Genomic DNA, 26,918 nt, shown 5'->3' on the forward strand with positions numbered 1-26,918 from the left:
CGGCGCTACCTGCCCGCCAGGAACCGAACTTCCTGGGTCTCCTGGGAGGTCGGTGCACAGAGTAATCCCTCCCACGCATCGACGAGGGCAGGAAGCTCGGCCGGGGCCAGTTCGGTTCCCGTGCGGGCATACTGCGCGAGTGTTCTGAGCACACTCGCATACACCATGATGATCCGTTGCCTCCGTGCGTGTTCCGGAAGGCCGGTCAATTCGCTGCGTAGGACGTGGTCGATCTCGAGTCCACTCGCGGTGCCACGGGGGTCCGCTGTCGTGAAGATCTCGCCGATGACGTCCGCCTCCAGAAGCCTGTCGAGCAGGGCCACGTAGTGTTCGCCCCGACGGATGCTGTCCACCAACGGCGCGACGAGGCACCACAGTGCATCCCGGGCAGTGAATTTCGCGCCGACCGCAACCCATTCACGGATCAACTCACCGCGATATGCACTGATCCGAGGGAGGCGATGGTCCAAGATCGCGGTGAGCAGACCCTCCTTCGACCCGAAGTAGTATCTGACGACCGACGCGTTGTTCTGCCCCGCGGCGGCCCTGACGTCTGCCAGTGTCACCGCGTGATATCCCCGCATCGCGAAAAGGCGTTCGGCGGCTTCCACCAGCAGCAGCCGCGTCTCTTCTCCCGAGCGGTACCGGCCTCTTCGGCTCGTCACGCACTCTCACCCCGAGTCTGAAGTCGTGCGGCGATACGGCCGCGGCACCTGTCGGATCCGAAGCTCTACCGGATGGCCCGGAGAATGTAAACCCTTCGACGCGCATTGATCGTATACGTATCCGACTTAACTTTTCGCAATTACTTTGACGCTCGTTGAACCACCCACCATGCGTCGAGAGGCCCGATCGATGACCACGCTCGAACAGCCCACAGTGACCGTTGTGCCCCTCGCCGGGGCCATCGGCGCCGAAATTCACGGACTGCGTCTGGACTCACTGACGGACGCAGATGTCCGCATGATCCAGGACGCTCTCACTCGGCACTGTGTGCTGTTCTTCCCCGGTCAGGGTGTCGACCCGGCAGTCCACCGGGCCTTCTCGCAGCATTTCGGCGAGATCGTGTATCCGCACCAGCATCTGGCGAGTCTCGAGTCCGAGGGCTTTCGCGAGATCAGCGTCATCGGCACCGACAACGGCAGTGCCTATCAGGCGAACCGCTGGCATTGCGATGTCGCGTGGCGAGCAGCTCCGTCGCGGTTCTCCATCCTGCACATGCAGGTTCTGCCCTCGGCCGGTGGTGACACACTGTGGTCGAACCAGTACGCCGCGCTCGACGCGCTGTCCGCCCCGATCCGCGAGGCCCTGTACGGCCTGACCGCGACACATCGAATCTCCCCTCGACCGGATGCCACCGAAGCAACGCATCCCCTCGTGATCCGTCACCCGGAGACCGGCCGCGAAGCACTGTTCGTCAACGATCTGTTCACCTCGCACATCAACGAGTTGTCCGCAGACGAGAGCGAGGCACTGCTTCGACTCCTCGTATCGGTCTCGATCCGACCGGAATTCACGGTGCGCCGCCGCTGGCAGGTAGGCGACATCGCGATCTGGGACAACCATTTCGTCCAACACAACGCGATCTACGACTACGGCGACGAGCCGCGCCGCATCCATCGCATCGAGGTGGCCCCGGAGGCACCCGTCCCCGCCCGCTGACCACCGATACCCACTACGTCGCACCCCCAGAGGAGAAGCACATGACCACCGTCGAAGCTCGTCCCGCCACCTCCACCGACACTTACACCGCCGGCGGAATCACCGTCACCAAGCTCGGCGAGAACATCGGCGCGCTCATCGAGGGCGTTCATGTCTCCGGCGACATCTCGCCCGACACCGCTTACGCCATCCGCTACGCGCTCGCCGCCAACAAGGTGGTCGTCTTCCGCGGCCAGCATCACCTCACGGACGAGGTCCAGTACGAGTTCGCCGGGACGCTCGGTACGCCGACCACCACTCACCCGACGCTGACCTCGGAGGACAACCGGACCCTGATCCTCGAAGGCGCTGCCAACAGCTGGCACACCGACGTCACCTTCATCGACCGGATTCCGAAGGCCTCGATCCTCCGCGCCGTCGAGATCCCGCCCTACGGCGGTGCCACCACCTGGGCGTCGACGACCGCCGCGTACGCGCAGCTTCCCGCTCCATTGAAGGCACTCGTGGACAACCTGTGGGCACTCCACAGCAACGAGTACGACTACGCCGGGGTCCACGCCGACAAGCAAGGCATCGCCGCAAGGACGAAGGACACGATGCAGAACTTCACCCGCACGGTGTTCGAGACAGAACATCCCGTGGTCCGTGTCCACCCCGAGACCGGTGAAAAGTCACTCGTGCTCGGCCATTTCGTGAAGAAGTTCGTCGGACTCAAGAGCTCCGAATCGACGGCGCTCTACCAGCTCCTGCAGGAGCGGATCATCAAGCTCGAGAACACTCTGCGTTGGGCATGGACCCCCGGCGACCTCGTCATCTGGGACAACCGCGCCACCCAGCACTACGGCATCGCCGACTACGGCGACCACAAGCGTTCCGTGCACAGGGTGACGCTGGCCGGCGACGTCCCGACCTCCGTCGACGGCGAATCCAGCCGGATCATCACAGGCGATGCATCTCACTTCTCCGTAGTCGACACCCCCGACCGTTTCCCCGGCTTCGAAGAAGCCTGACCCACCTCTCCCCCAACGGATCCGGTCACTTCGCACAGCGAGTGGCCGGATCTGCTCCCGAAAGGAACCATCCGTGTTCAGCCGCCCTGCACGCCTTCGACACCGCTCCACGTTCGGAGCGCTCGCCCTGTCCCTTGCCGGTCTTCTCGCCGTTGCAGGGTGTACCTCGGCGGTCGACCAGGCTGCGGCAGAGGCCGGAAGCGCGGAGGTCACCGAAGGTGGTGTGCTCCGGATCGGAGACGGCGGCGACCTTGTGCCTGCCTCGTTCTACTCCGGTGCCCTGGCGGGAGCCACCATCACCGGACTGGTCTACGACACCCTCGTCAGCTACCCACCGGACGGTTTGGAAGCGGAACCCGTCCTGGCCGAATCCTGGGAGGTCTCTCCCGACGGTAAGTCGGTGACCCTCACGTTGCGACCCGACGTGACCTTCCACAACGGTAAGCCGTTCACCTCCGAGGACGTCGAGTTCAGCTTGCGGACCTACGCGGACCCCATGCGGGCCGGTCAGCTCGCGAGCACCGCTGCGCTGATCACGGAGTACGACACCTCGAACCCGCACGCCATCACCCTGACACTCTCGCAGCCGGCGAGCAACATCCTCGACCTACTCGACATCGTGCCGATCATCGACAAGAACACCATCGCCAACTTCGATGCCGGTTCCGGTTACAACGGCACCGGAGCGTTCCGCTTCGTGGAGTGGAAGCCGAGCTCATCGATCACGTTCGAGGCCAACGAGAGTTACTGGGACGGAGCTCCTCACCTCGACGGTGTCGAATACCTCGTCATTCCCGACGCCCAGACGCGAGTCTCCCAGCTGCGCTCCGGGCAGCTCGACCTGCTGCTCTCGATCGCTCCACGCGACGCCGAACAGCTCGAGAGTGACAACCGCTACCAGCTGGTCGACCAGACAGGAGTGGAACGCAACTGGTACATCGGCGCGAATGTCCAGGCACCCGGGATCAGCGACGTCCGGGTTCGTCAGGCCATCGCCTACGCGGTCGACAACGATCGCATCCTCGCCGACGTCTACCAGGGATACGGAACCGTGGGCAGCCTGCCCTGGCCGGACTACTCTCCCGCGTACGACGCGGACCTCAACGACACCTACGCCCAGGACGTCGACAAAGCCAAGGCACTGGTCGCGGCAGTCGGCGCCATCCCGGTCATTCCGATCACCTACACGACGGGCTCGAGCGAGTCCGAGGCCGTTGCGCAGATCATCCACGCGGATCTCGCCGCAGCCGGCATCGAGACCAGGCTCGAACCGGTGGACCAGGCAACCAATCTCAAACACCTGATCGGCGGGACCTACGGCGGGCTCTGGATCACCGCCCACACCTACACGCAGTACACGCCGGCGACACTTCCGACCAGCGCCTACCCGTTCAACTCGAAGAAGAACACCTCGAACTTCATCGATCCGGACTATCAGGCAGCCGTCGCGAACGCGTGGAAGATCGTCGATCCGACCAGCGCCGAGGCTCGAGCCGCATACGAGGTCCTCAACACCGAGTTGCTCGACAACGCGTTCCTCATCGAGTTGTTCGCCTCCGAGAACTGGCTCGCCATGTCAGCAAACGTCCACGGCGTCGACTGGTCGAAGAAGGCCGAGCTCGACCTCAGCGACACCTATCTGAGTGAGTGACCGAATATGCTGAACTACGCTCTGCGACGGATTCCCTCCGCGCTCGTCGTCCTCGCCGTCGGATCCGTACTGATCTTCGCGCTGCTCCGCTTGGTTCCCGGCGATCCCGCCATGGTCCTCGCGGGACCGGATGCACCCCCGGAAGCGATCGACGCCCTGCGCGCCGAACTCGGACTCACCGGATCTCCCATTGCACAGTATTTCTCGTGGCTCTCCGGGATCATCACGTTCGATCCGGGCAGGTCGCTGATCCTCGGCGGTGAGATCAGTTCGCTCCTGCTCGACGCACTCGGGAACACCCTCGTGCTTGCGCTGTCGGCCCTGGTCCTCGCTGTTGCCGTAGCACTGATTCTGAGCACCGGGTCGGTAATCGTGGACCGGAAGTGGCTGGGCAGCATCGTGACCACTTTCGGTACTGTCGCCGTGGCCATTCCGAACTTCGTCACCGGTGCGGCCTTGGTGGTTTTCTTCGGTGTCGTGTGGGCCGTCCTACCGGCCGGCGGCACACCCCGCAGGGGATTTCTCGACGATATCGGCATCTCGACGCAGTACCTGATCCTGCCCGCGGTGTGCCTGGCGTTGCCGATCGCGGCCTCACTGACGCGGTTCCTCACCGAATCGCTGCGCACCCAACTCGAGGAGCCCTACGTCACGACCGCACGGGCTCTGGGTATCTCCCGGCGGCGGATCGTGCTCACGCAGGCCCTCCCGAATGCTCTTCCTGCATCGATCACCGTCCTCGGCATCCAGATCGGCCACCTGCTCGGAGGCGCCGTGTTGGTGGAAGCGATCTTCGCGTGGCCCGGGCTCGGCCATCTCATCGAGCGCGCCATCTCGAGCCGGGACTACCCGGTGGTGCAGGTGATGCTGCTGTTCTCGGTGGCACTGTTCGTGATCATCCAGTTGATCACCGACCTGGTCAATGCGTCGCTCGATCCTCGAATCCGGCTGGGAGACAGAGCATGAGTACTACGACTGTCACTGCTGACTCGATTTCCCCGGTGGGTGCGGATCGCGACAGCGCCTGGAGCGCACTTCGCCGCGGCCGCGGTCTGGCTGGTCTGATCCTGGTCGGGATCGTGGTCCTGGCCGGAGTGTTCGCGCCGTGGCTCGCCCCGTTTGCACCCGACCAGCAGATCCCCGGTGCCACTCTCCAACCGCCGGGCGGCGAACATCTCCTCGGTACGGACTCCGTCGGCCGCGACGTCCTCTCCCGCACCCTGTACGGCATCCGCATCGACCTGCTCGTCGTGTTCCTGGCGGTTCCGGTAGGCGCGGCGCTCGGTTCGCTGCTCGGTCTGGCCGCGACCCGGTATGACTGGCTCGACACACTCGTCCAGCGCGCATTCGATCTGATCATCGCGTTCCCGACCATCGTGCTGGCCATCGCTCTGGCGATGGTGATCGGCCCGGGTGTATGGACGATCGCCACGGTGATCGTGCTCGCCGAGATCCCGGTGTTCGGACGGCTGATGCGGACATCGGTCCTCACGGTGCGCCAGGCACCGTACATCGAGGCAGCACGATCCGTCGGCGCCGATGAGGGATGGATCATGCGCCGGCACATCCTCCCGAATTGCCTCGAACCACTCACGGTGCAACTCGCGCTCGCGATGTCTGTCGGAGTGTTCATCGAAGGTGCAATGAGCTTCCTCGGCCTCGGGATCACACCGCCCACACCGTCCCTGGGCTCGCTCATCAAGGAGGGCACCCAGAATGCCTATCACTCACCGTTGTTCGTCGTAGGTCCCCTGGTCGTGGTCGTCGTTCTCGTCCTCGGCCTCCTCCTGATCTCACAAGCACTGGCCGCCCGTTCGCGTCGCCGCTGACACCGGCCGCACTCACCAGCAAGGACCTTCCTGTGACCACACCACTGCTCGCCGTCTCCGGTCTCACCATCGACTTCGGGACCGGGCATCCCGCCGTCGACAACGTCTCGCTCCAGATCGAACGCGGCGAGGTCGTCGCGCTGGTCGGCGAATCCGGATCAGGCAAGTCCATGACCGCGCGGGCGATCCTCGGCCTCCTCCCTGCGACCGCGTCCGTAGCGGGCTCGATCCTCCTGGGCGGAGCCGAGATGATCGGTGCCGAGGAGAGCGACCTCGCGCGCTATCGCGGCTCCGACGTCGCATTGATCTTCCAGGAACCGCAAAGCGCGTTGAATCCGGTGCGCCGCATCGGTTGGCAACTGCGCGAGGCCATCCGCGCACACAGGAAGGTCTCGAAAGCCGAGGCGAGGGCACTCGCGATCTCTCTTCTCGAACAGGTCGAAATCCCCGAACCCGCGAAGCGGGTGGACCACTTTCCCCATCAACTCTCCGGCGGGCAGAAACAGCGTGTCGCGATTGCGCTCGCACTCGCGAACGATCCCGATCTGCTCGTCGCCGACGAACCCACGACCGCACTCGATGTCACTGTCCAGGCGGAGATCCTCGCACTGCTCGGTCGTATTCGTGAGCGCACCGGCATGGGCATCCTGCTCATCACCCACAACATGGGCGTCGTCGCCCAGCACGCCGACCGCGTGGTGGTCATGCGCAACGGAGTGGTCGTCGAGACCGACACGGCGCACTCGCTCTTCGATGCGCCCGAGCACCCGTACACTCGGGCGCTGCTCGCCGCTGTACCCCGTTTGCCCGAGCACGCGAGCACCACGGTTGCCGAGAAGCCCGCCGGGGACGTCGTCCTCGAACTCGACAAGGTGGGCGTCACCTATCCCGCGCGGCGCGGCACCGCGGCGTTCCGCGCTGTCGACTCCGTCGACCTGACCGTGCACGCCGGCGAAGTGGTCGGCCTCGTCGGTGAATCCGGTTCCGGCAAGTCCACTCTCGGTCGCGTCGCCCTCGGCCTCGTCCAGGCGACATCCGGGCGGGTGTCCGTCGAGGGCCAGGACCTATCCTCTATCTCCGCCACTCGGCTCCGCACCCTACGTCGCGATGTGGCGTTCGTGCAGCAGGATCCCGCTACCTCACTCGATCCGCGGCTTTCTGTCGGAGCCAGTGTCCGTGAGCCCCTGGACGTGCATTCCGTGGGTACCCCGGCAGAACGACGGAAGCGGGTTCTCGATCTGTTCGATGCCGTGCGCCTGCCTGCGGCCCTCACCGACCGTTTCCCGCATCAGCTCTCCGGCGGACAGCGGCAGCGTATCGCGCTGGCCCGAGCGCTGGCTCTGGCGCCCCGGCTGCTCATCGCGGACGAGCCCACCAGTGCGCTCGACGTGTCGGTGCAAGCCGAGGTGCTCGACCTGTTCGCCGAGATCCAGCGCGAACTCGGGTTCGCGTGCTTGTTCATCAGTCACGATCTGGCTGTGGTGCACCAGGTTGCCGACCGCGTCGTGGTGCTGCAGTCGGGGGCGGTCGTCGAGACCGGTCCGGTTGATGCTGTCTTCACTTCACCGCGCGAGCCGTACTCCCGGGCACTCATCGACGCGGTGCCGGTCCCCGATCCGGCGCGACGTCGGACCCACGCTGCACTGTCTGGTCTGACAGCGCTGTCTGTCTGAGACCTTCTCAGCACCGCACGACCTGGATAGGTAGGAGATGACAGTAGGTGTCGCATATTTCGATACACCAACCACCATTCGCGGCACCTACGTCAGACTCCCAACTCCAGTGCCGCGCGGTCGCCTTCGAGGAACGCGGCGTGGGCGCGGCGCGGCGTCACGGCATCGCCTATTCGCGACACGTGGATCCCGCTCTCCGACAGAGCTGTCCACAGTTCGCCGACCGGCGCTTGGTGCGTCGCGACGACCACTCCGTCGACCGTGAGTACCCGAGTTTTCCCGGTGGGGTGATGGACCAGCGACACATGGAGCCTGTTGTCGCGGACCACCAGCCCTGCGACCGCCACGTCGGGCACCATCCCGATGCCCTTCTCGTGTGCGCGACGCAGCCAGCCGTCCATGTCGAGGGTGAGGCCGAGGTCCTGGCCGACGATCATTCCGGGGGTACATACCGTCACATCGCAGCCGCGGTCGGCGAGTAGCTCGGCGACCGACGTCGCCTCGTGGAATCCGAGATCGTCGACGACGAGTATCCGGCCGGACAGCGTTGCGCGACCTTCCAATACGTCGCGCACATCGACGACCTGCTCGATCGCAGCGGCCCATGCAGGACGGAGTGGACGTGCACCCGTCGCCACGATTACCGCGTCGGGCCGCAGCTCGCGGATGACGTCGACATCGACGTCGACGCCTGTACGGATCTCGACACCGGCCCGCAGGCATTCCGCTTCGAGTCTCGTCACGATGCCGAGGAGCTCACCGCGGTGAGGTGCAGCCGCGGCACCGCGAATCTGACCTCCTGTCAGCGTCTTCCGCTCACACAGCGTGACGACGTGGCCACGATCAGCAGCGGTCGCCGCAGCCTGCAATCCGGCAGGCCCGCCGCCCACTACCAGTACTCTGCGGCCCGGTGCGCGCACCTCGGGTAGCAATACCGATTCCCGGCCCGCGCGCGGGTTCACGGTGCAGCCGATCCACCGGCCGAGACCGACGCGGCCGATGCATTCCTGATTGCAGCCGATACACGGGCGCACCTCGTCGTCGAGGCCCGAGAGAACCTTTCCGGCGAAGTCCGGATCGGCGATCTGTGCTCGCACCGCACCCACGAGATCGCACACACCGTCGGACAAGGCTGCCCGAACCTGGTCTGGCCTCGTGAACCGTCCGACACCGACGACCGGCAGGGACACCGCGGCGCGGATCGCACTGGGCACGAACAGGGAATAGCCGTGCGGGGTCGCCATGGGTGCTTCGATGAGATGCAGTGTCTCGGTGGCAACGCCGACGGACGTGTTCAGGTAGTCGACGTGACCGGTGGTCTCGAGCATCCGGGCAACGTGCACCGAGTCGTCGACGTCGATACCCCCGTCGGTGCCGTCGTACCCGCTCAGTCGCACCCCGACCACATGGCCCGACCCGATCGCGGCCCGAACACCCGCCAACACCTCGAGCAGCAGCCGTGCACGTCCGTGCAGATCGCCGCCGTATCGGTCGGTGCGAGGATTGGTGCCGGACGCCAGGAAGGCACGCAGGATCGAGGCCTGCGAGCATTGGATCTCGACGCCGTCGAAGCCGCCGTCGATGCATCGACGCGCCACGTCGGCGTATCCCTCGATGAGTTCGGCGATCTCGCGTTCGCCCACTTCCATCGGTACTTCCCGGAACAACGGGTCGGGATCGGTTCCCGGCGACCACAGCGGGCGCCCGGTGTACATCGAGCTGCCTTGCGCTCCGTTGTGGTTGAGCTGCGCGAGGAGCCGTGTGCCGTGTCGATGCACCGCGTCGGCAAGCCGCCGGTAGCCGGGCAGTACCGCCGGATCCCACCCACGAATCAGTTTTTCGTACGGCCGATCCGAGGGGTGCACGGTGTGTTCCTCGGTGATGATCATGGCTGCACCGCCGCGTGCACGCGCCTCGTAGTAGGCGATGTGCTGATCGGTGATCACGCCGTCGATCGCGAAGTTGGTGAGGTGGGCGGGGAAGATCATGCGGTTGCGCAGCGTGAACGGGCCGATCCGCAGGGTGTCCCGGGGATCGGCTCCGTCCGCGTTGCGCGACATCGGTTCAGACCTTCGAGTTGCCCTGGTCGAGCGCCATCTGACTTCCGGTGATGGTCTTCGCACGGTCGCTCGCGAGGAACAGCACCGCGTCGGAGATATCGTCGGGGTCGGCGATGGGCTTCTCGGTGAGAATCGGGACGAAGTTCGGACCCCACGACGGGTGCTTCTCGAACAGCTTCAGGACGGCGACGTCGGTACCCATCGGGGTGTTCACGCCGTACGGGTGGATGGAGTTGACGCGGATGTTGAACTCGCCGAGTTCCTTCGCGGCGGCCTGAGTGATGCCCACGAGTCCGAATTTCGCTGCCGCGTAATTGATCTGGCCCGGCATCGCTTTGAGGCCCGCGACCGAGCTGACGACGATGATGGATCCGCCGTTGCCCGCCTCGATCATCGCGGGTGCCGCAGCCTTGAGGGTCTTGAACACACCCGTGAGGTTGATATCGATGAGCTCTTCGAACTGGTCGTCGGGCATTTCCCAGAATCTGTTCCATGTGCAGATACCCGCATTGGCCACCACGACGTCGAGCCGGCCGAATTGCGCCACACCCTCGTCGACGACGGATTTCAAGGCGGCGCTGTCGCGGACGTCTCCGATGCGGGCCACGATCTTGCCGCCCACCTCCTCGACCAACCGGACGGTCTCGTGGAAGTCGTCCTCGGTTGCCTGCTCGTAGGTGGCGTAGTCCGTGACCGATTTCGCGACGTCGATCCCGATGATCGACGCGCCTTCGCGCGCGAACCGCAGAGCGTGGCTGCGGCCCTGTCCCCGCGCGATACCGGTGATGAAGACGACCTTGCCGTCGAATTCGCCCATTGCAGCCGTTCCCTTCGATCGTCGAGTAGAACCTGTTTCAGTTTGCTCAGATTACAGCGTCCGCCCCAGTTCGTATCCTTCCTCGACCGCTGAGCGGACGGTTCTCGGTGCGACGCAGTCGCCGATACGCAGCGCCTTCGGCCGCCCGGGCGAACCCGGACGCAGCGGTGCGCAGTCGACGAGGGTCGCCCCCTCCACCACCACCGATTCGTTCGAATGGCGGCACCCGAGGTGAACACCGTTGCCATCGACCGCACTCACCCTGACGTCGAGGTGCCGGGTGATATCGGCCCGCACCATCCTCGTGTTCGCCGCGACCAGGTCGCCGGTGGGCGCCAGCCGTGAACCGGCGATCGAGTCGGCTGTCGCATAGTGCACCTCCGCGCCGCGCTCGGCGAGATGTTCGGCCACCGAGACGGCGATCGGGCCGCCCGCCGGGTCCCAGACAACTACTGGGCCCGACGGCAGGTCGGGGTGCGCCAGCACCTCGGTCGCCGTGACATACCGGCTCTCGTCTACAACCGGAAACCCTGGAGACCGGGGCTCTCCACCGGTCGCCAGTACCACCGCGATACCGGCCGCAACTGCCGACTCGATGTCGGTAGCGCCGGCCTCGGTGCCGGTCCGGATGTCGACTCCGAGTGCACGACAACGACTCTCGATCCACGTAGTGAGTGCGGCAAAATCGGCGCGCCCTCGTCCGACCGAGATCAGCGACATCAGTCCTCCGACACGTTCGTCCCGCTCGGTCAATACGACGCGGTGCCCGCGTTCGGCGAGCACACGCGCAGCTTCGAGACCGGCCGGTCCCCCGCCGACGATCATCACGTCGCGGGGGTCGTCTGCGTGCCGAACCAGCGGCCGGGTCTCTCGCCCGGCCTCGGCGTTTCCGATGCATCCGACGATCGGGTTGCGGAAATCCCGGACGAGACACGCTTGATTGCATCGCACGCACGGTCTCGGCCGTCGACCGCCCCGGATCGATCGCACGAGATCGGGATCAGCGATCTGGGCGCGCGTCATCTCGACCATGTCGCAGATCCCGCCGAGAGCCTGTGCCGCGCGAACGGGGTCGACGACACTGCCCTGCAGGACCACCGGCACGGCGCCTTCGACGGCGTGGCGTATCCCGCGACACAACTCGTCGTTGAACGTTTCGGGGGTGTGTGCGTCGGGCCGGTAGGTCTCGGGTGTGTACAGACCACCGCGCACGACGGTGAGCAGGTCGAGGTGCGGGGCGAGCTCGCGGGCCCACACGGCCGCAGCATCCGGGGTGATACCCGCCCAGGGGGCGTTCTCGTCGCACGAGAGGCGCAGTGCCACGATTCGTTGTGTTCCGAGCTCGTCGCGAACGGCGGTCAGCACCTCGCGCAACAGGAGCAGCCGATCGGCACCGTAGGCATCCGCGCGGTGGTTGGTCAGCCCGGACAGGAACTGGCGCAGCAACGCGGTGGGTCCGGCGTCGAGTTCGACACCGTCGGTATCCGCCGCGACGGAGATCGCCGCGGCACGCCGGAATCCCTCGATGACGGCATCGATGTCGGCGGCGGTCATCTCGGCGGGCAGTTCACGGGTCGCCGGGTCAGGTACACGCGACGGAGCCCACAGAGCCGACTGAGACCAGGCGCTGGACCCCTGCAGGCCGCTGTGCCCGAGGCCGGCGAGGACGAGAGAACCGAGGGGACGGCACGCGTCGACGATCCCTGCCCACCCGGTCCCGCTGACTTCTGCGAGGGGCGCGCGCTCGTAGGGATGATCGAGACGGTGGACCGAGGCGACCTCGGTGACAACGATGCCGGCGCCGCCGCGCGCACGCCGCTCGTAGTAGGCGACGTGCTCAGCCGAGAACGCCCTTCTCTCTGCGAGATTCGTCTCATGTGGACCGAAGATCACCCTCGCCGGAGCGGTGCGTCCGGCGAGGGTGATCGGATCGGTGAGCCTGATCGGGCAGGCACGCCCTGAGCTCATCTGTGTCGGAACGAGGTTCGTCTCAGATACCGAGGTCGCGGCGGAACCCGGCCGGCACGAACACGTCGTCCGGGGTCAGCTCGTGGATCGAGTTCTTACCGAGACCCATGAGAGCGGAGCCGATCCCACCACTGAGGATGTCGAGGACGTTCTCGACACCGGCCTGACCATTCGCGGCGAGGCCCCACAGGTAAGCACGTCCGATGAGAACGCCCTTGGCCCCGAGCGCCAGTGCCTTGACGACATCGCTGCCGCGGCGGATACCGCCGTCGAGCAGCACTTCGACGTCCTTGCCGACCGCCTCGGCGATAGCAGGCAGCGCGCGAATCGGCGCGGGAGTGCCGTCGAGGTTGTTACCGCCGTGGTTCGACACCGAGATCGCGGTGACTCCGGCATCGACTGCACGCTTGGCGTCGTCGACGCGCATGACGCCCTTGAGTACGAACGGTCCGTCGCCCCACTGCTCACGCAACCACGCGACGTCCTCCCACGTGGGCAGCGGGGTGGTCATCCACTCGCCGTACGCACCGAAGAACGTGGGCGCTTCTCCGCCCGGGGGCGTGAGGTTCGGTGTGGTCAGATCGGGGACTCCGCCCGTCTTGGCCCACTCGAGCAGCCACTTGGGACGTGTGATGCCCTCGGGCCCGAACTTGATCATCGCGTCGAGATTCATCTTCTCGGGGATGGCCGGGCTGCCCCAGTCGCGACCGTTGGAGAACGACCAGTCGAGGGTCATGATCAGACCCTTCGCCCCGGCTGCGCGAGCACGTTCCATGCGCTGGACGAGCACCTCACGGCTGCCCACCCAGTACATCTGGAAGAACGTCTTGTCGTTGACCGCGGCGACATCTTCGATGGACTTGCTCGCGAACGAGCTCAATCCCATCGCCACACCTCGGGCAGCCGCGGCGCGCGCCACCGCGACCTCACCGTCGGGATGCACGGCCTGCACGCCGGTCGGGGAGATCATCACCGGCAGTGACACGTCCTGCCCCAGGATCCGGGTACCCATCTCACGTTTGTCGGACAGCCCGGCAACATGCGGAGCGAAACCGAGTTCGCGGAACGCGGCCGTGTTGTCGTCCACCGTGAGACCGGCTTCCGACCCGGCAACCAGTGCGCCGTAGACGGACTTGGGCAGTCGTTTGCGGGCGCGCTCCTGCGCGATCGCGACCGTTTCGAACCAGGGGTCCTGGGCCCACGGGTTCTTCAGCCAGGAAGGCTTGGCCATCTGAAGTGGTCTCCTCGGGATCTACAGACCTGCGAGCGGATTCTCGTCGCAGAACTTGGCGGGGGGTTTGGTGAGCAGCGTCAGGGGCACCGGCGCCGCAGGGGTGCGACGCTCAGCGCGCTTGCCGGTGCGTGAGTGGTCGACGCTGGACTGCGGCACGGTGCGTTCGCCTTCGAGTGCCGACTGCCCGTATCCCTGAACACATTCGGGATCCGGTCCGTCCATCGGAAGACCCGTGAAGAATTTCGCGGCCATACAGCCGCCGCGGCAGGAGTCGTAGAAGTTGCACGACGCACACGCACCGGCAGACTGCGGTTCACGCAGCGAACGGAACAGTTCCGAGGTCTTCCAGACCTGTGAGAATCCGCCGTCGGTGAGGATGTTGCCTGCAAGGAAGTTGTCGTGGATCGCGAACGGGCAGGCGTATACGTCCCCGATCGGGTCGATCAAGCACACGACACGGCCGGCGCCGCACAGGTTCAGGCCGGGCAGCCCACCCCCGCCGTCGGAGCCTCCGAAGGCGGACAGGTGAAAGAACGAATCGCCGGTCAGCACCCCTTCACCGTGCGCGACGAGCCAATCGTAGAGCTGTCGCTGCTGCTCGTGGGTGGGGTGCAGATCGTCCCAGACGTCCACGGCACGACCGGAGGGGCGTAAGCGCGTGATGCGCAGGGTCGCTCCGTACTGATCGGCGAGAGCCTTGAACTCGTCGAGCTGATCGACATTCTGGCGGGTGACGACGACAGAGATCTTCGCGTCGCGGAAGCCGGCCTCGGAGAGATTCTCGAGCGCACGCACGGCCATCGCGAAGGAACCCGGACCGCGCACCGCGTCGTTGACCTCGGCGGTCGCGCCGTCGAGGGAGATCTGCACGTCGACGTAGTCGGAGGCGGCGAGGCGCGCGGCGACCTTCTTGTCGATGCGCACGCCATTGGTGGAGAACTTCACGCCCACCTGATGTTCCGTGGCGTAGTCGACGAGCTCCCAGAAGTCGGAGCGCACGGTGGGTTCGCCGCCGCCGATGTTGACGTAGAACACCTGCATGCGCTGGAGCTCGTCGATGATCGACTTGCACTGCTGCGTGCTGAGTTCGCGGGGGTCGCGCTTACCGGAAGACGACAGGCAGTGCACGCACGACAGGTTGCAGGCGTAGGTCAGTTCCCAGGTCAGGCAGATCGGGGCGTCGAGGCCTTTTTCGAACTGGTCGACGAGGCGCCCCACCTTCGGTGGCGCAGCGGTTACGGGTGGTTCGAGCAGAGACGTCATGGCGAATCCTTGCTGGGTCGGAACGTCAGGCGGGAACGATCATGTTCGAAGCGGCCAGCGTGCCGAGGGCACGCACGTATGGCAGCTCGGCGCTCTCGTCGATCCCGTGGGCGCGCAACGCCTCTTGCACCGATGCATGATCATCGAGCGACTTGACGATCTCGACGATGACGGTGTTCTTCAGGAACGACAGCTTGCGGGTGCCGAAATGGTAGAGCAACGCCCCGAAAGGTTCGGGGCGAAGCGCTACCTGCGGATGGAGCCGCCAGGTGGCACCCGGGTCGAACGTTTCGGTATCCATAGCTTCGGGGGACACGTCGGTGGCTCCGGGCGCGGTCATGTCAGTACACGCCGCACATACCGTCGATGGACACCTCTTCGACGAGAGACTCCTCGATCAGATCGGACTCGATCACGGCGTTGTCACGATCGGACATGCTTCCTCCTCGGTTCTTTCGCACTTCATTTCTTCACACTCCAGAACTGGAGCCCGGTGTCACACCGCGCTTGCACTGTGACCCGGTTAACCACTCTAATGGCATCGAGTGCAGAATGTCACGTGAGGGAGGGCACAACGATGCGAAGCCGACGAAAACCGTCCGCTCGGGTAGGACGACGCCCGTCCACCACGAAGGAGAGCCTGTCCGCGATCGGCATCGAGTTGTTCCAGAAGGCCGGCTTCGACGAAACCAGCGTCGACGACATCGCCGAGGAAGCAGGCATTGCGCGGCGTACGTTCTTCCGATACTTCCCTTCCAAGAACGCTCTGGCCTGGGGCGATTTCGATGCACACCTCGATCACATGCGGGACCGCCTCGCCGCGATCCCCGACGACGTCCCGCTGACCGAAGCACTCACCACCGCGATACTCGACTTCAACACCTTCCCGGACTCGGAAGCCGATCGCCATCGCGCACGGATGAGCCTGATCCTTCGCACGCCGGCGCTCCAGGGGTACTCGTCGGTGATGTACGAAGGGTGGCGACGCGTCGTCGCCGAGTTCACCGCGCGTCGCACCGGCGCGTCCCCGGACGACCACATGCCGCGTACATGCGGGTACCTGCTCCTCGGCGTCGCACTCGCCGCGTACGAGGAATGGCTCGACAATCCCGCGGCGAATCTCCGAGAGCTGCTCGCCACCGGAATGCTGCCCCTCACAGCAGGACTCGACTACAGTGGTATCACCGTCGCTCCACACTCCACCGAGGTTGGCCTGCCATGACCGTGCTCGATTCCCTCGCCCCGTGTTTTCCCGGACGCTGGACACATGACCATGTGACGGTCGAGCACGTTCCGTCCGGCGATCTCACCCTGCGTCGCGGCGACGACCGTTTGCACGTGACGCACTCCCTCACCGCCGACCAGCTCAGCGAACGGCTCGTTGCCGCTGTCACCGCGTCGGTGCAGGATGCCGCATTCGGACAGGAGGAGTTCGAACTGACCATGGTCGGGCTCGTCCGCTCCACGGTCCCCGGCGCACTCGACGCGTGGGTCACCTACTACCGCAATTCTCTGGGCGAACTCCTCGACGGCACTGCAGATTTCGCGCCGATCCACGAAAGAGCCGAAGAGCTCGTCCGCGGCCACGTCCTCGACCTCGGGTCGTGCTTCGGTTTCCTCCCGCTCCGCCTTGCCCGCGCCGGTACTCGCGTCACGGCCACCGACATCCTGCCCGGCACCATGCGGCTGCTCGACGCCGTCGCGCCCGAGCTCGGCATCGAACTCGACACGATCGTGTGCGACGCCGCGCACGTGCCCGTCCCCGACAACAGCTCCGACACCGTCACCGCCATCCACCTGCTCGAACACGTCGACGACGAGATAGGCGACGCCGTACTGCGCGAGGCCGTGCGGGTCGCACGTGAGCGCGTCGTGGTTGCCGTGCCGTTCGAGGACGAGGCCACCGCGTGCCATGGGCACATCCGGACGTTCGATCTCACCGCGCTCGAGGCGCTGGGTCGCGGCACGGGACTGCCCTACGAGGCGTTCGAGCACCACGGCGGCTGGCTGGTGCTCGACGCCCGCTGACGCACATGGCTGTCCGGGCCGCCTGCACCGGCAGAGATGTGCGGCAACAACACGTGATCGGCGTCGTAGTCACCGGAGCGTAGCGACCGGAAATCGATTGCCGGTTCGGTCTCGAGCTTGCCGAGCCGGGCGTGCAACCGCTTCTCCTCCGCGTCGAAGCTCTGTGCGTCGATGCAGTTCGCGCTCGCGATCAGATGCGGTCGCAGCACCCGCATCCCGGTGTAGAAGCCGGTGCCGTGGAGCAGCGGCCACAGGACGTGATCGATCGATCCGCTGATTCCTCTCGGACCCAGCGCCGAGTCCCGGTCACCCGCGGTCACCACGACGAGCATCGTCTTGCCCGCGAGGCCGCCGTCCCCGTACTTGACGACATGTCCGTGTTCGTCGTGCACTCCGAACGCGAACCCGTTGGTGAACACGCGGTCGAACCAGCCTTTGAGTATCGCGGGCATGCCGTACCACCACAGCGGGAACTGCACGACGATGTACCGTGCCGCCCGCACGGCGTCCTGTTCACGACGAATGTCTGCAGCGAGCCCTCCCGTCGCGGTGGCATGCTTCTGCTGCGCCGACAAGGTGTCGCCTACCGGACCGACGAAATCTGCGCCGGAGAGCACCGGATTCCAGTTCTGCGCATAGAGATCCGAAATCGACACATCATGGCCGACGCACCGCAGTCGATCCGTACCGGACCGGAACAGCGCATGATTCAACGAGGTTCGATCGGGATGCGCGTGCACCCACAGCACGCTTTCGTTCGACGTCATACTCCCATACTCTGATGCTGCAACTCGATTGGGAAGTACGCACATTCATGTCCGATAGTGACAGAAATGTAAGCATTGGAGGTCCGATGCACAGGAAAGCGGTGGAAACGGCGCTGCGGGTGTGTCCGGTCGAAGTGGCGGTCGCGGTCCTCGGCGGGGCGTGGAAGCTGACGATCGTCAAGTACCTGCTCGACGGACCGCGTCGATTCGGGGAACTCGGACGACTCGTCGGACCTGTCAGTCCGCGAGTCCTCACCCGGCAACTCCGCGACCTCGAAACCGACGGCATCGTCTCGCGTACCGTCTTCGCCGAGGTACCGCCGCGGGTGGAGTACGAATTGACCGACCTCGGGCGGACACTCGACATCGCAGTCGCCTGGCTCGACGAGTGGGGCAAGAACTTCGAGCAGCAGCTGCCCTCATCCTGACAAGTCAGATCAGGCCCTGCTTGCTCGCCGCATACACCGCCTCCGCGCGACGGGTCACTCCGAGCTTGCGCATGATGTTGCTGACATGGAATTTCACGGTGGTCGCCGAGATATACAGCTGCTCACCGATCTTCGCGTTCGACAGGCCACCCGCGAGCAGTTTCAGCACCTCGAGTTCCCGCCCGGTCAGTTGTTCGGCCGAGACGCCCTGACCGTTGAGGGACCGCACCACCGCCGCCGCGCTGCGCGAATCGAATGCGCTCTCCCCACGCGACACCGCGCGAATAGCGCGAACGAGTTCGGTGGTGTCGACATCCTTGACGACGTAGCCGCGGGCACCTGCATGCACCGCACGGACGACGATCTGCTCGTCGAGGAAGGTAGTGAGGACGAGCAATCCGGTGCCGGGGTGGGATGCGGACAACTGCCCGCACAAAGCCAGGCCTTCGAAGTCGGACCCGGCCGACAGCTTCAGGTCGAGCAGGACGATGTCCGGGCGCATCCGGTCGACCAGCGCGACCGCCTCCACATCTGTGGACGCCTCCCCCACCACTTCGAGGTCGGGTTCCCGATCGAGGATCGAACGTAATCCCTGGCGGAGGATCGCGTGATCATCGACCAGCGCGATCCTGATGGTGCCGGAATGGGCACGCTGTGGGTGCTGTTGCGGCGTGTGTTGTTGCGGCAGGGTCATTGCAGTTCTCCCGTCGTGGCCGGTGCAGCCGGGCGGCGAACCGGGATCCGGACGGCGATGCGAACCCCGCCGATCCTGGCTCGGCGCACCTCGAGGGTGCCGCCGAGTTCGTGTGCGCGAGCCTTCATGTTGGCCAGCCCACGATGACGGCCGTCGAGGTCGTTGCCGTCGGCCAGCTTCAGCATCAGCCGCATGCGCGCAGGGTCTCCGTCACCGTCGTCTGCGACGGACAACAGCACCGAGTCGGGGCTGTAGGTCAGGCGCAGGATCGCCCGGGTCGCGTTCGCGTGCACGGCGGCATTGAACAGTGCCTCACCCGCGATCCGGAGGAGGGAGTGTTCCGCGTCGCCGGACAGTTCGAGGGGTGTTCCGCCCACCCTTACTGCGATGTCGAGTTCGGCGGGCGTGTGCGCGACCCGGAGTTGCTCGAGCATCTCGGGGAGCGACGAGCGATCGGCGTCGGAGGTGCGGTTGAGGGCGTAGATGGCGGACCGGAGTTGTTCGACGGCGCGGCGGGTCAACTCCTTGGCCAGATCGAGCCGCTCACTGCGCTCCTCGGTGGGAATCTCACTGCGACACACTTCTATCTGCATGCCGGCGGACAGCACGGCCTGGGTGACGCTGTCGTGGAGTTCACGTGCGATACGGTGCCGTTCCTCGTCGAGCGCCTGATGTCGATGCGCCGCGCCGAGCCTGCGTTGGGTCAGTGCCAACTCACGCAGCGTCGCCTCGAGTTCTTCGTTGCGCGCTTGCAGGTCCGCCGCCGAACGATTCGCTTCCTGGTACGCCTGCTCGGCGCGGTGGAGCAGCAACTGCCCCCGCTGGTACAGCGCCGAGTTCTGGAGCGCGACCGCGGTCTGGCTCGCCAGGATCGACAGCACCGCCCGATCCGTGCTGTCGAGGACGCGGTGCTCGGGTGTCCACGCCGCGATCGCCCCGGCCACGCCCCCGTCGAGGACGATCGGCACGAGTGCACGGTGCGGCGCGACCGCGGTGTCCTGTTCGATCGATCCGCGGCTTATGTCCTCGAGGACCGAGACCACCTCGTCGGGCAGCGGTGGCCCTTCGACGTTGTCGACCAGGAACGGGGTGGCGTCCGGCCCGAGCACGAGGCGGCGAGGGCCTGCATCCGGCAGGGTGCCGTCGGTGAGCGCAAACGCTACCCAGCGGGCGCTCAGATGTGCGCGAGCAGCCTCCGCAACGGCGCAGATCAGTGTCTCGGGGCCTTCGACGGTGCGGACGAGCGCTCGGGAGATCAATTCGAGCGCATACACGACCCGTTCGAGACGTTCTGCCGCACCGCGGTATTGAGGATAGAACGTCGGTTTTCCCGACCTGAGGCCAGTGAGCGCCGAGAGGTCCGGCGCGCTCACAGCGCCGTCCGGAACAGTTCGATCATCTGCGCGTGGGTTGCAGTGCGCGGATTGGTGGACATACAGGCGTCGCGGAGTGCCCCCTCGGCGAGCCGCGGGAGGTCGCTCTCGGTGACTCCGAGCTGCTTCAGCCCTCGTGGCACACCCACCCGGCGGGAGAGGTCGTCGATCCGCGCGGCGACCGCTTCGACCGCGTCGGCTGCGGGCCCACGTGCTTCATCGAGTCCGAGTGTCGCGGCGATCGTGACGTATGGGTCGGGATCGGACGCGCCGTTGAATCGGATGACATGCGGGAGCAATACCCCGTTGATGACGCCGTGGGGCTGATCGAGGAGACCACCTACCTGATGGCTCATCGCATGCGTGGCGCCCAGAATCGCGTTGGTGAAGGCCAGCCCGGCTTCCAGGCTCGCCTGTGCCATCGCCGCGCGCGCCGCCATGTGGAGTGGGTCGTCGATCGTGCGGACCAGCGTGCCGGTGACCATGTCGATCGCCCGCAGCGCGTGATGGTCGGTGAGGGGATTGTGTGCGAGGGAGACGAATGCCTCGACGCCGTGCGTCAGCGCGTCGAGGCCGGTTGCGGCGTTGAGGTCGTCGGGCATGGTGGTGAGCAATCGCGGGTCGATCACCGTGAGATCGGGCACCAGGGACCGCCCGATGATGGTGACCTTGCTGCCGCGTGCGGTGTCGGTGACCACACAGAACTGGGACACGTCGGCACCGGTACCGGACGTCGACGGCACCATCACCATCGGCGGGATCGGCAGGCTCGCGCGGTCGACGCCCTCGTAGTCGAGGATGCTGCCGCCGTTTGCGGCGAGGATCGCGATGCCCTTCGCGGCGTCGATCACGGAGCCTCCGCCGAGCGCGACGAGCACATCGCAGCCGGCCGCGCGGTACACCTCGTGACCGGCCGCGACCTCGTAGTCCTTGGGATTGGGTGTTAGGTCCGACCAGACGGTGGGACTCAAACCGCGGTCGAGGAGGTGGCGTCGCATTTCGTCGGCCCACCCGGCCGCCTCCAGTCCAGGATCGGTGACGAGCATGGGCCGGACCCCGCCGAGTCGCGCGGTCGCATGGGCCGCCTCGACCAGCGACCCTTCCCCGAAGACGATCTCCGGGGCATGGAACTTCACGACCCCGGGACGGCTCCCCGCATCGTGGTGGTGGCGCGACCCCGCATACCCGGGCTCCGGAATGACGACGGCCACTGCTCACTCCTGACGGTCGGCGCATGTGTGTGATCCAGCTTACGTGCGCCTCCCCACCCTAGGCCGCCGCGGGCAGGCGCACACCGGACCGGCGGAGGGGTCATGACCTACCCGATCGGGTAGGTGGTTCTCAGTGCGAGTGCGGCACCGCGAGGACGGATGGGGCGTCCTCGAGTGCGCGGAGACTCCGGGCGGCTGCTGGGTGCACTTCAGCGAGGTCGAGGTCCCGGCCTTCCACATACTCGATCAGGGACAGCAGGTCGACTTCGCGTGGCAGCGGTCGAGTGGCCTCGTGGACGGGTTGGCCTTCGTAGCTTCCCGGGTACGACCGGTTTCCACCGAATGACTGGGCGAACGCGGGGCCGACCCCGAGGCGTTGCGATCCGGCGATGAGAACCTCCAGCGAGCAGCCCAGGAGAGTCACGGGTGCGCGCGCTCCGAAGAGGACACCGACGGGCGGGATCCAGACACCGGAGTCAAGGTGCGTCCAAGGCGAGGTTGAGGATGCCGGCGGGGTTGATGCGCGTTCGTTGGAAGACTGTGGCGGCGTGCAGCAGCGGCCGGGCCGGTGGTGGGATCACCCAGAGACGCAGGTCGCTGGGGCGGGACACAGCGGAGGCGCCGACGCGATCAAGGTGTCCCCGGTCAGTGCGAGCTGGGGAGCGATCGGAGTTCGTCGAAGGTGGCTCCGGTGAGCAGCAGGGTGGCCAGCGCGGCGGCATACGCGGGGTTGGCTGCGTGGGCCCGGGTACGAGTGACGACTCGGTCGGTGATCTCGATGGTGGTCAGTCCCGGTCCGACCATGTGCGCCAGGTTCGGTGGCAGCGTCAGCGGCAGACCGTGCTGTTCGAATGCGGCCTGGGCGCCGCGGGGTCGTTGCGGCCGATCGACTCGCCGCCGGACATCAGCCGGTCGGGAGAGTCGGGTGGTGCCGCTATCGACTATCCATTCGGGGGGCGATCGGGCTGCGGCTTCGATCGTGGGACCGAGGTCGGCGTGGAATGGGCCCGGGTGAGGGCCGGAGCGACCCAGGTGGTGAGGTATTCGCGGAGTTCGGTGCCGTGGCGGGGTGGGCGGCCGGGGTCGATGATGAAGGACTGGACGATTCGCAGCATGTGTTCGACGAGTTCGTCGAGGCGGCTGTCATCGATACCCGCGTGTTCCCAATCGACGGCGAAGCGTTGGAGAACGGCGCGACCGAATGTGAGTGCGGTGTCGGAGGTGACCGAAGCGGAGAAGGTTCCGGCGTGGCTGGGAGTCAGCAGCAGGCTGAGATACCGGTCTTCGGGGAGAGCCTCGAGGGTGTAGGCGATTGCCTCGACCACTGCGTCGGCAGGATCGGTGATCCGGTCCAGGTGAGCGGCGAGGACGTCGAGGAACCGGCCGGTCTCGGCGAGTGCGGTGGCGGTGAGCAACGCGTCGGTGTTGGCGAAGTACCGGTAGACCGTCTGACGGGTGACGCCGAGGTCGCGGGCGATCTCAGCCATGGTGAACTCCCCGCCGGTGCGCGCGATGGCAGTGCGGGCGGCGGTCAGGATGCGCTCGACGGCTTCGGTGTCGTCGGCCGGCGCCGTGCCCGACCATCCGTGGGTGCGCATCGATTGCCTCCGAGTGAACAGTGGTGACCACTGACCTTATCGGGTCCCGAGGGGTGGTGTTTCCGCACATTCCAGACCATACACATCAACCAATGTGTATGGTCTCTGTCATGACGATTCTGCCCGAGCCCGGCCTTGCCGGACTGACCGAGGACCTGACCCACCGCGCGTTGCGACTGGTGCTCGAGCGCACCACCGAGATGGCCGAGACGCCACTGCGGGTGCCGCTGCACTACTACAGGGACCCGAAGATCACGGAGGTGGAGGAGTCGCAGATCCTGCGCCGCACACCGCTGGCGATCGTGCCGACGGCCCGCATCCCGGAGCCGAACGACTATGTCGTGCGCACCGTGCTCGGTGACTCGCTGCTGGTCACCCGTGATCGCGCCGGAACCGCGCACGTGTTCTTGAACTACTGCCGCCACCGCGGTGCACAGCCGGCCTGCGGATCGGGTAAGGCCACCCGCTTCACCTGCCCGTACCACGCCTGGACCTACAAGAACACCGGTGAGCTGGCCGGTATGCCGGGCAAGGAAGGCTTCACCGGGATGAACCGCAGTGACTACGGGCTGGTGGAGTTGCCCAGCCAAGAACGACACGGCTTCATCTGGGCGGTCCTTTCGGCCGACGGTTCGATCGACATCGACGCCCATCTCGGGCCCATGGGCCCGGAACTGGCACAACTGGACTACGCCGGCTACGGCTACCACGACGACCGCGAGTTCGTTTCCGAAGTCAGCTGGAAGGGTGCACTGGAAGCGTTCTCCGAGAGTTACCACTTCCCGTTCGTCCACGGCGAGAGCGTAATCGGGCAGAACACCGTCGCCGATACCTCCACTCACGATGCTTTCGGCCGTCACCACCGCATGGGGTTCCCGTTCAACTGGATCACCGCGCTCGATGCCGATCCCAGCGGCTCGTGGGAACCATTGATGAACATGGGTGTGATCTACTGGATATATCCGAACCTGGTGCTGGCCAACAGCCCTGTCGGAGTGGAGATCCTGGAGATGTTGCCGGCCGGATCGCCGACGAGGTGCAGTGTGCGCCACAGTTGGATGGCCAAGATTCCCGCAAGCACCGATGAGCAGCGTGCCGTGTACGACGACATCTACAACCAAGTCCACTCCGCGGTCCGCGACGAAGATTTCGCCATGTTGCCCCAGTGTGGGGAAGGGGTGCGGCACGGGCAGCACGATCATATGATCATCGGCCGCAACGAGATCGGGGTTCAGCACATGATCAAGACCTTTGTCGCGGAACTCGGTGTCGACTTGGGCTGAACCACGCGGCCCGCGGCGAAAGCGCGCACGCCGGGATCCGGAACGGATCGCTTCGCCGGCAGCGTCGACGGCGTCCACTGCCGGCTCCGAGCACCACAGCCACCGGGTCCGGATGCCGGTTCGCGGGCAAATGCTCGACCTCGAGCCGGATGACGGTACCCTCCACGATCGGCCGCGGGCTGGGATGATCGGCCCATACTCCACGGTGGGTGAGGCTGGGATGCAACCGATTCCATACTTCCGAGGTGGCTGTGCCGTAGCGGTCGGTGACGGTGCTCGTGGCGATCGGTGGCTCCGGCCAGGTGGTCAGGTCGGCGAGTAGAAACGCCAACCGGGTGAGCATCATTGCCGGTCGCTCTTACTGCCCGGTGTCGCCCATGACGGCTCCTTCACGGCGCGGATCGGCGCCACCGATCCAGCTGTCGCCGTCGCGCTGGAGCGCACTGAGCCCGCTGGATTGAGGGGCGACGGACACCTCGTGCCCCATGTCGCGGAGCTGTTGCACGAGGGGGTCCTGTGCGCCGTCGTCGGACGCATCGATCGCGGGGTGTTCTCCACCGACTCCGGTGACCGGCGTGTTCGCAGACCCGAACGACACCGCCGAGACTGCCTGCTGCGGGTCGAGTCCCCAATCGAGCGAGTTGACGAGGGTCTTGACCACGAACTGGATGATCACCGAGCCACCGGGCGATCCGACGACCATCTGCAGATCGCCGCGTCCACCGTCGGGGGTGCGTTCGAACACGAGGGTCGGGGCCATCGAGCTACGCGGTCGCTTGCCCGGTTCCACGCGGTTGGCGACGGGCAGGCCGTCCTCGTCGACCGGCTCGGCAGCGAAGTCGGTCAACTGATTGTTGAGCAGAAAACCATCGATCATGTGGAACGACCCGAACGCCGACTCGATCGTCGTCGTCATGGATGCGACGTTGCCGTAGCTGTCGGCAACCGAGATGTGGCTGGTGCCGTGTTCCGGGGTCTGTTCGGGAACACCGAGAGGCACGGGCCCGAAATCACCCGGCTGCGCTTCGCCCATGCTCTTGCCCGGATCGATCAGGCCGGCACGTTCGGCGAGGTACTCCGGGTTCACGAGGGTGTCGAGCGAACCGCCGGGCAGCGGAACGAAATCGGAATCGGCGACGTACTTGTCGCGATCCGCGTAGGCGAGTCGTTCGGCCTCCGAGACCAGATGGACGGCATCTGCGTCCGGCACACCACCGTCGGAATCGACGTCGCCGGGCGGCAACCCGGCGAGGTCGAAGTTCTCGAGGATGCCCAGTGTTGCGGCCACTGTCACACCACCGGACGACGGATTCGGCATGCCACAGATCTCGTAGTCGCGGTACGGGGTGCACAGGGGTGTGCGCGCTTTCGCCTCGTATCCGGCGAGATCGGCGAGGGTCATCGTGCCGGGCGTGCGTCCACCCGAGTCGGTTGCCGTCGCGTCGACGACGGCCTGCGCGATGTCGCCTGTGTAGAACGCGTCGGGTCCGTCGGTGGCGATCGCCCCGAGGGTTTTGGCCATCGCGGGATTGGTCAACGTCTCCCCGGCGGGTTTCGGGCTGCCGTCCGGCTGCAGGAAGTACGCACGGGAGTTGTCGTCGACGGCGAGTTGCGCCGCGGCATCGGCGATCGAGTCGGCCATTCGGTCGCTGATCACGACGCCCTGATCGGCGAGTTCGATTGCGGGGTCGAACAGCCCGGCCCACTCTGCCGAGCCGTGTTCGCCGTGCACCATCTCGAGCATGCGCAGTACGCCCGGAACCCCGATCGACCGGCCGCTTGCGCGCGCGTCGGGTGTCGGTTCGGTGCGGTCGGTGTCGCTGATCCAGCGCAGGTAGTTCTCGGTCGCGGACATCGGAGCCGTCTCACGACCGTCGTATGCCTGGACCTCGCCGGATTCGGCGTCGTAGTACATCAGGAATGCGCCGCCGCCGATGCCGGACGATTGGGGTTCGACGAGCCCGAGCACCATCTGTGCGGCCACCAGTGCGTCGGCCGCGGTGCCGCCGTCCCGGAGAACCTCGCACGCTGCTTCGGTCGAGATCGGATTTGCCGTCGACACCGCGAACGAACCGGTGGTCACCGCGGTCATACCCGTGCGATAGCCGGTGGCGATCTCGGGATTGGTCGAGATATCGCGTTCACCCGTCTCCGGCGACGGTGGCGCGCCCGTGAGCGGGGTGCCGTTGGGCCCCGCGGTACAGGTCTCGGCGGCGCCCTGCGTGTCCTCGCTGCCCTCGGTTCCCGACGCGCACGCGCCGACGAGCGCGAGCGACAGCGCCGCTGCAGCAGCGACCCTGATTCCCGATCGTATTCTCGCCCCCGAGATCATCCTCCGACGGTAACCGCGTGATCGCAGCTGCGCGGGC

Annotated in this window: 26 protein-coding genes; 10 read left to right on the plus strand and 16 right to left on the minus strand. The window is 66.0% G+C overall.

The window, feature by feature from the left end; genetic code table 11:
• Window positions 1–5: 5 nt before the first annotated feature.
• A complete protein-coding gene (locus tag HCA61_RS19845; protein WP_169689930.1) occupies window positions 6–665 on the minus strand; it encodes a TetR/AcrR family transcriptional regulator in 660 nt (219 codons plus the stop codon).
• Window positions 666–855: 190 nt separating this feature from the next.
• Between HCA61_RS19845 and HCA61_RS19850 the strand changes: the two genes are divergently transcribed.
• The 6 genes from HCA61_RS19850 (at window position 856) to HCA61_RS19875 (ending at window position 7,825) form a co-directional block, all read left to right on the plus strand.
• Complete coding sequence (locus HCA61_RS19850) at window positions 856–1,662, plus strand: TauD/TfdA family dioxygenase (protein ID WP_169689931.1); 807 nt, start codon at window positions 856–858, stop codon at window positions 1,660–1,662.
• A 41-nt stretch (window positions 1,663–1,703) separates the two neighbouring features.
• Window positions 1,704–2,672 (plus strand): TauD/TfdA family dioxygenase, encoded by a 969-nt coding sequence (locus HCA61_RS19855; protein ID WP_169689932.1) that lies wholly within the window; start codon window positions 1,704–1,706, stop codon window positions 2,670–2,672.
• Window positions 2,673–2,745: 73 nt separating this feature from the next.
• Window positions 2,746–4,323, plus strand: a complete 1,578-nt coding sequence (locus HCA61_RS19860) for an ABC transporter substrate-binding protein (protein ID WP_169689933.1) — start codon at window positions 2,746–2,748, stop codon at window positions 4,321–4,323.
• Window positions 4,324–4,329: 6 nt separating this feature from the next.
• A complete protein-coding gene (locus HCA61_RS19865; protein ID WP_169689934.1) occupies window positions 4,330–5,289 on the plus strand; it encodes an ABC transporter permease in 960 nt (319 codons plus the stop codon).
• On the plus strand, window positions 5,286–6,152 hold the full coding sequence (locus HCA61_RS19870; protein WP_169689935.1) for an ABC transporter permease: 867 nt from the start codon (window positions 5,286–5,288) through the stop codon (window positions 6,150–6,152). The genes HCA61_RS19865 and HCA61_RS19870 overlap by 4 nt, the downstream gene beginning before the upstream one ends.
• Window positions 6,153–6,184: 32 nt before the next feature.
• Entirely contained in the window at window positions 6,185–7,825 is a 1,641-nt protein-coding gene (locus HCA61_RS19875; RefSeq protein WP_169689936.1) for an ABC transporter ATP-binding protein, read from the plus strand.
• Window positions 7,826–7,917: 92 nt separating this feature from the next.
• Here the strand turns inward: HCA61_RS19875 and HCA61_RS19880 are convergent, their stop codons facing one another.
• Genes HCA61_RS19880 through mftA form a run of 7 tightly spaced genes read right to left on the minus strand, consistent with a single transcriptional unit; the run spans window position 7,918 to window position 15,604 of the window.
• Entirely contained in the window at window positions 7,918–9,885 is a 1,968-nt protein-coding gene (locus HCA61_RS19880; protein WP_169689937.1) for a mycofactocin system FadH/OYE family oxidoreductase 2, read from the minus strand.
• A 4-nt stretch (window positions 9,886–9,889) separates the two neighbouring features.
• Window positions 9,890–10,702 (minus strand): mycofactocin-coupled SDR family oxidoreductase, encoded by an 813-nt coding sequence (locus HCA61_RS19885; RefSeq protein WP_169689938.1) that lies wholly within the window; start codon window positions 10,700–10,702, stop codon window positions 9,890–9,892.
• Window positions 10,703–10,753: 51 nt separating this feature from the next.
• Window positions 10,754–12,670: a mycofactocin system FadH/OYE family oxidoreductase 1 gene (locus HCA61_RS19890; protein ID WP_169689939.1), complete on the minus strand. Its 1,917-nt coding sequence runs from the start codon at window positions 12,668–12,670 to the stop codon at window positions 10,754–10,756.
• A gap of 22 nt (window positions 12,671–12,692) precedes the next feature.
• Window positions 12,693–13,901, minus strand: coding sequence for a pre-mycofactocin synthase MftD (mftD, locus tag HCA61_RS19895; protein WP_169689940.1), 1,209 nt, complete (start codon window positions 13,899–13,901; stop codon window positions 12,693–12,695).
• 21 nt (window positions 13,902–13,922) lie between these two features.
• Window positions 13,923–15,167, minus strand: coding sequence for a mycofactocin radical SAM maturase (gene mftC / locus HCA61_RS19900; protein ID WP_169689941.1), 1,245 nt, complete (start codon window positions 15,165–15,167; stop codon window positions 13,923–13,925).
• Window positions 15,168–15,192: 25 nt separating this feature from the next.
• Window positions 15,193–15,507: a mycofactocin biosynthesis chaperone MftB gene (mftB, locus tag HCA61_RS19905; RefSeq protein WP_206040350.1), complete on the minus strand. Its 315-nt coding sequence runs from the start codon at window positions 15,505–15,507 to the stop codon at window positions 15,193–15,195.
• 1 nt (window position 15,508) lies between these two features.
• On the minus strand, window positions 15,509–15,604 hold the full coding sequence (mftA, locus tag HCA61_RS19910; protein WP_006553546.1) for a mycofactocin precursor MftA: 96 nt from the start codon (window positions 15,602–15,604) through the stop codon (window positions 15,509–15,511).
• A gap of 140 nt (window positions 15,605–15,744) precedes the next feature.
• Between mftA and mftR the strand changes: the two genes are divergently transcribed.
• Window positions 15,745–16,389 (plus strand): mycofactocin system transcriptional regulator, encoded by a 645-nt coding sequence (gene mftR, locus HCA61_RS19915; RefSeq protein WP_169689942.1) that lies wholly within the window; start codon window positions 15,745–15,747, stop codon window positions 16,387–16,389.
• On the plus strand, window positions 16,386–17,195 hold the full coding sequence (gene mftM / locus HCA61_RS19920) for a mycofactocin oligosaccharide methyltransferase MftM (protein WP_169689943.1): 810 nt from the start codon (window positions 16,386–16,388) through the stop codon (window positions 17,193–17,195). The genes mftR and mftM overlap by 4 nt, the downstream gene beginning before the upstream one ends.
• On the opposite strand, the gene HCA61_RS19925 is transcribed toward mftM, so the two are convergent.
• On the minus strand, window positions 17,144–17,962 hold the full coding sequence (locus tag HCA61_RS19925) for an NAD(P)H-dependent oxidoreductase (protein ID WP_169689944.1): 819 nt from the start codon (window positions 17,960–17,962) through the stop codon (window positions 17,144–17,146). The two genes, mftM and HCA61_RS19925, sit on opposite strands and share 52 nt — an antisense overlap.
• An 86-nt stretch (window positions 17,963–18,048) precedes the next feature.
• Here HCA61_RS19925 and HCA61_RS19930 point away from each other — a divergent pair, with 86 nt between their 5' ends.
• Entirely contained in the window at window positions 18,049–18,390 is a 342-nt protein-coding gene (locus HCA61_RS19930; protein ID WP_169689945.1) for a helix-turn-helix domain-containing protein, read from the plus strand.
• Window positions 18,391–18,394: 4 nt separating this feature from the next.
• Here HCA61_RS19930 and HCA61_RS19935 read toward each other — a convergent pair whose 3' ends face one another.
• The 6 genes from HCA61_RS19935 to HCA61_RS19960 form a co-directional block, all read right to left on the minus strand.
• A complete protein-coding gene (locus HCA61_RS19935; protein WP_169689946.1) occupies window positions 18,395–19,084 on the minus strand; it encodes a response regulator transcription factor in 690 nt (229 codons plus the stop codon).
• Window positions 19,081–20,457, minus strand: coding sequence for a histidine kinase (locus tag HCA61_RS19940; protein ID WP_169689947.1), 1,377 nt, complete (start codon window positions 20,455–20,457; stop codon window positions 19,081–19,083). The genes HCA61_RS19935 and HCA61_RS19940 overlap by 4 nt, the downstream gene beginning before the upstream one ends.
• Window positions 20,454–21,656, minus strand: coding sequence for an iron-containing alcohol dehydrogenase (locus HCA61_RS19945; RefSeq protein ID WP_169690117.1), 1,203 nt, complete (start codon window positions 21,654–21,656; stop codon window positions 20,454–20,456). Before HCA61_RS19945 ends, HCA61_RS19940 begins: the two co-directional genes overlap by 4 nt.
• 142 nt (window positions 21,657–21,798) lie before the next feature.
• Entirely contained in the window at window positions 21,799–22,092 is a 294-nt protein-coding gene (locus HCA61_RS19950) for a hypothetical protein (protein WP_169689948.1), read from the minus strand.
• Between the two features lie 221 nt (window positions 22,093–22,313).
• Complete coding sequence (locus HCA61_RS19955) at window positions 22,314–22,472, minus strand: hypothetical protein (protein WP_169689949.1); 159 nt, start codon at window positions 22,470–22,472, stop codon at window positions 22,314–22,316.
• Window positions 22,473–22,609: 137 nt separating this feature from the next.
• Window positions 22,610–23,266, minus strand: a complete 657-nt coding sequence (locus HCA61_RS19960; RefSeq protein ID WP_169689950.1) for a TetR/AcrR family transcriptional regulator — start codon at window positions 23,264–23,266, stop codon at window positions 22,610–22,612.
• Window positions 23,267–23,376: 110 nt separating this feature from the next.
• Here HCA61_RS19960 and HCA61_RS19965 point away from each other — a divergent pair, with 110 nt between their 5' ends.
• A complete protein-coding gene (locus HCA61_RS19965) occupies window positions 23,377–24,549 on the plus strand; it encodes an aromatic ring-hydroxylating dioxygenase subunit alpha (RefSeq protein ID WP_169689951.1) in 1,173 nt (390 codons plus the stop codon).
• A gap of 358 nt (window positions 24,550–24,907) precedes the next feature.
• On the opposite strand, the gene ggt is transcribed toward HCA61_RS19965, so the two are convergent.
• Entirely contained in the window at window positions 24,908–26,881 is a 1,974-nt protein-coding gene (gene ggt / locus HCA61_RS19970; protein ID WP_169689952.1) for a gamma-glutamyltransferase, read from the minus strand.
• Window positions 26,882–26,918: the final 37 nt, after the last annotated feature.

It is taken from the genome of Rhodococcus sp. HNM0563 (assembly GCF_012726195.1).
Lineage (GTDB): Bacteria > Actinomycetota > Actinomycetes > Mycobacteriales > Mycobacteriaceae > Rhodococcus.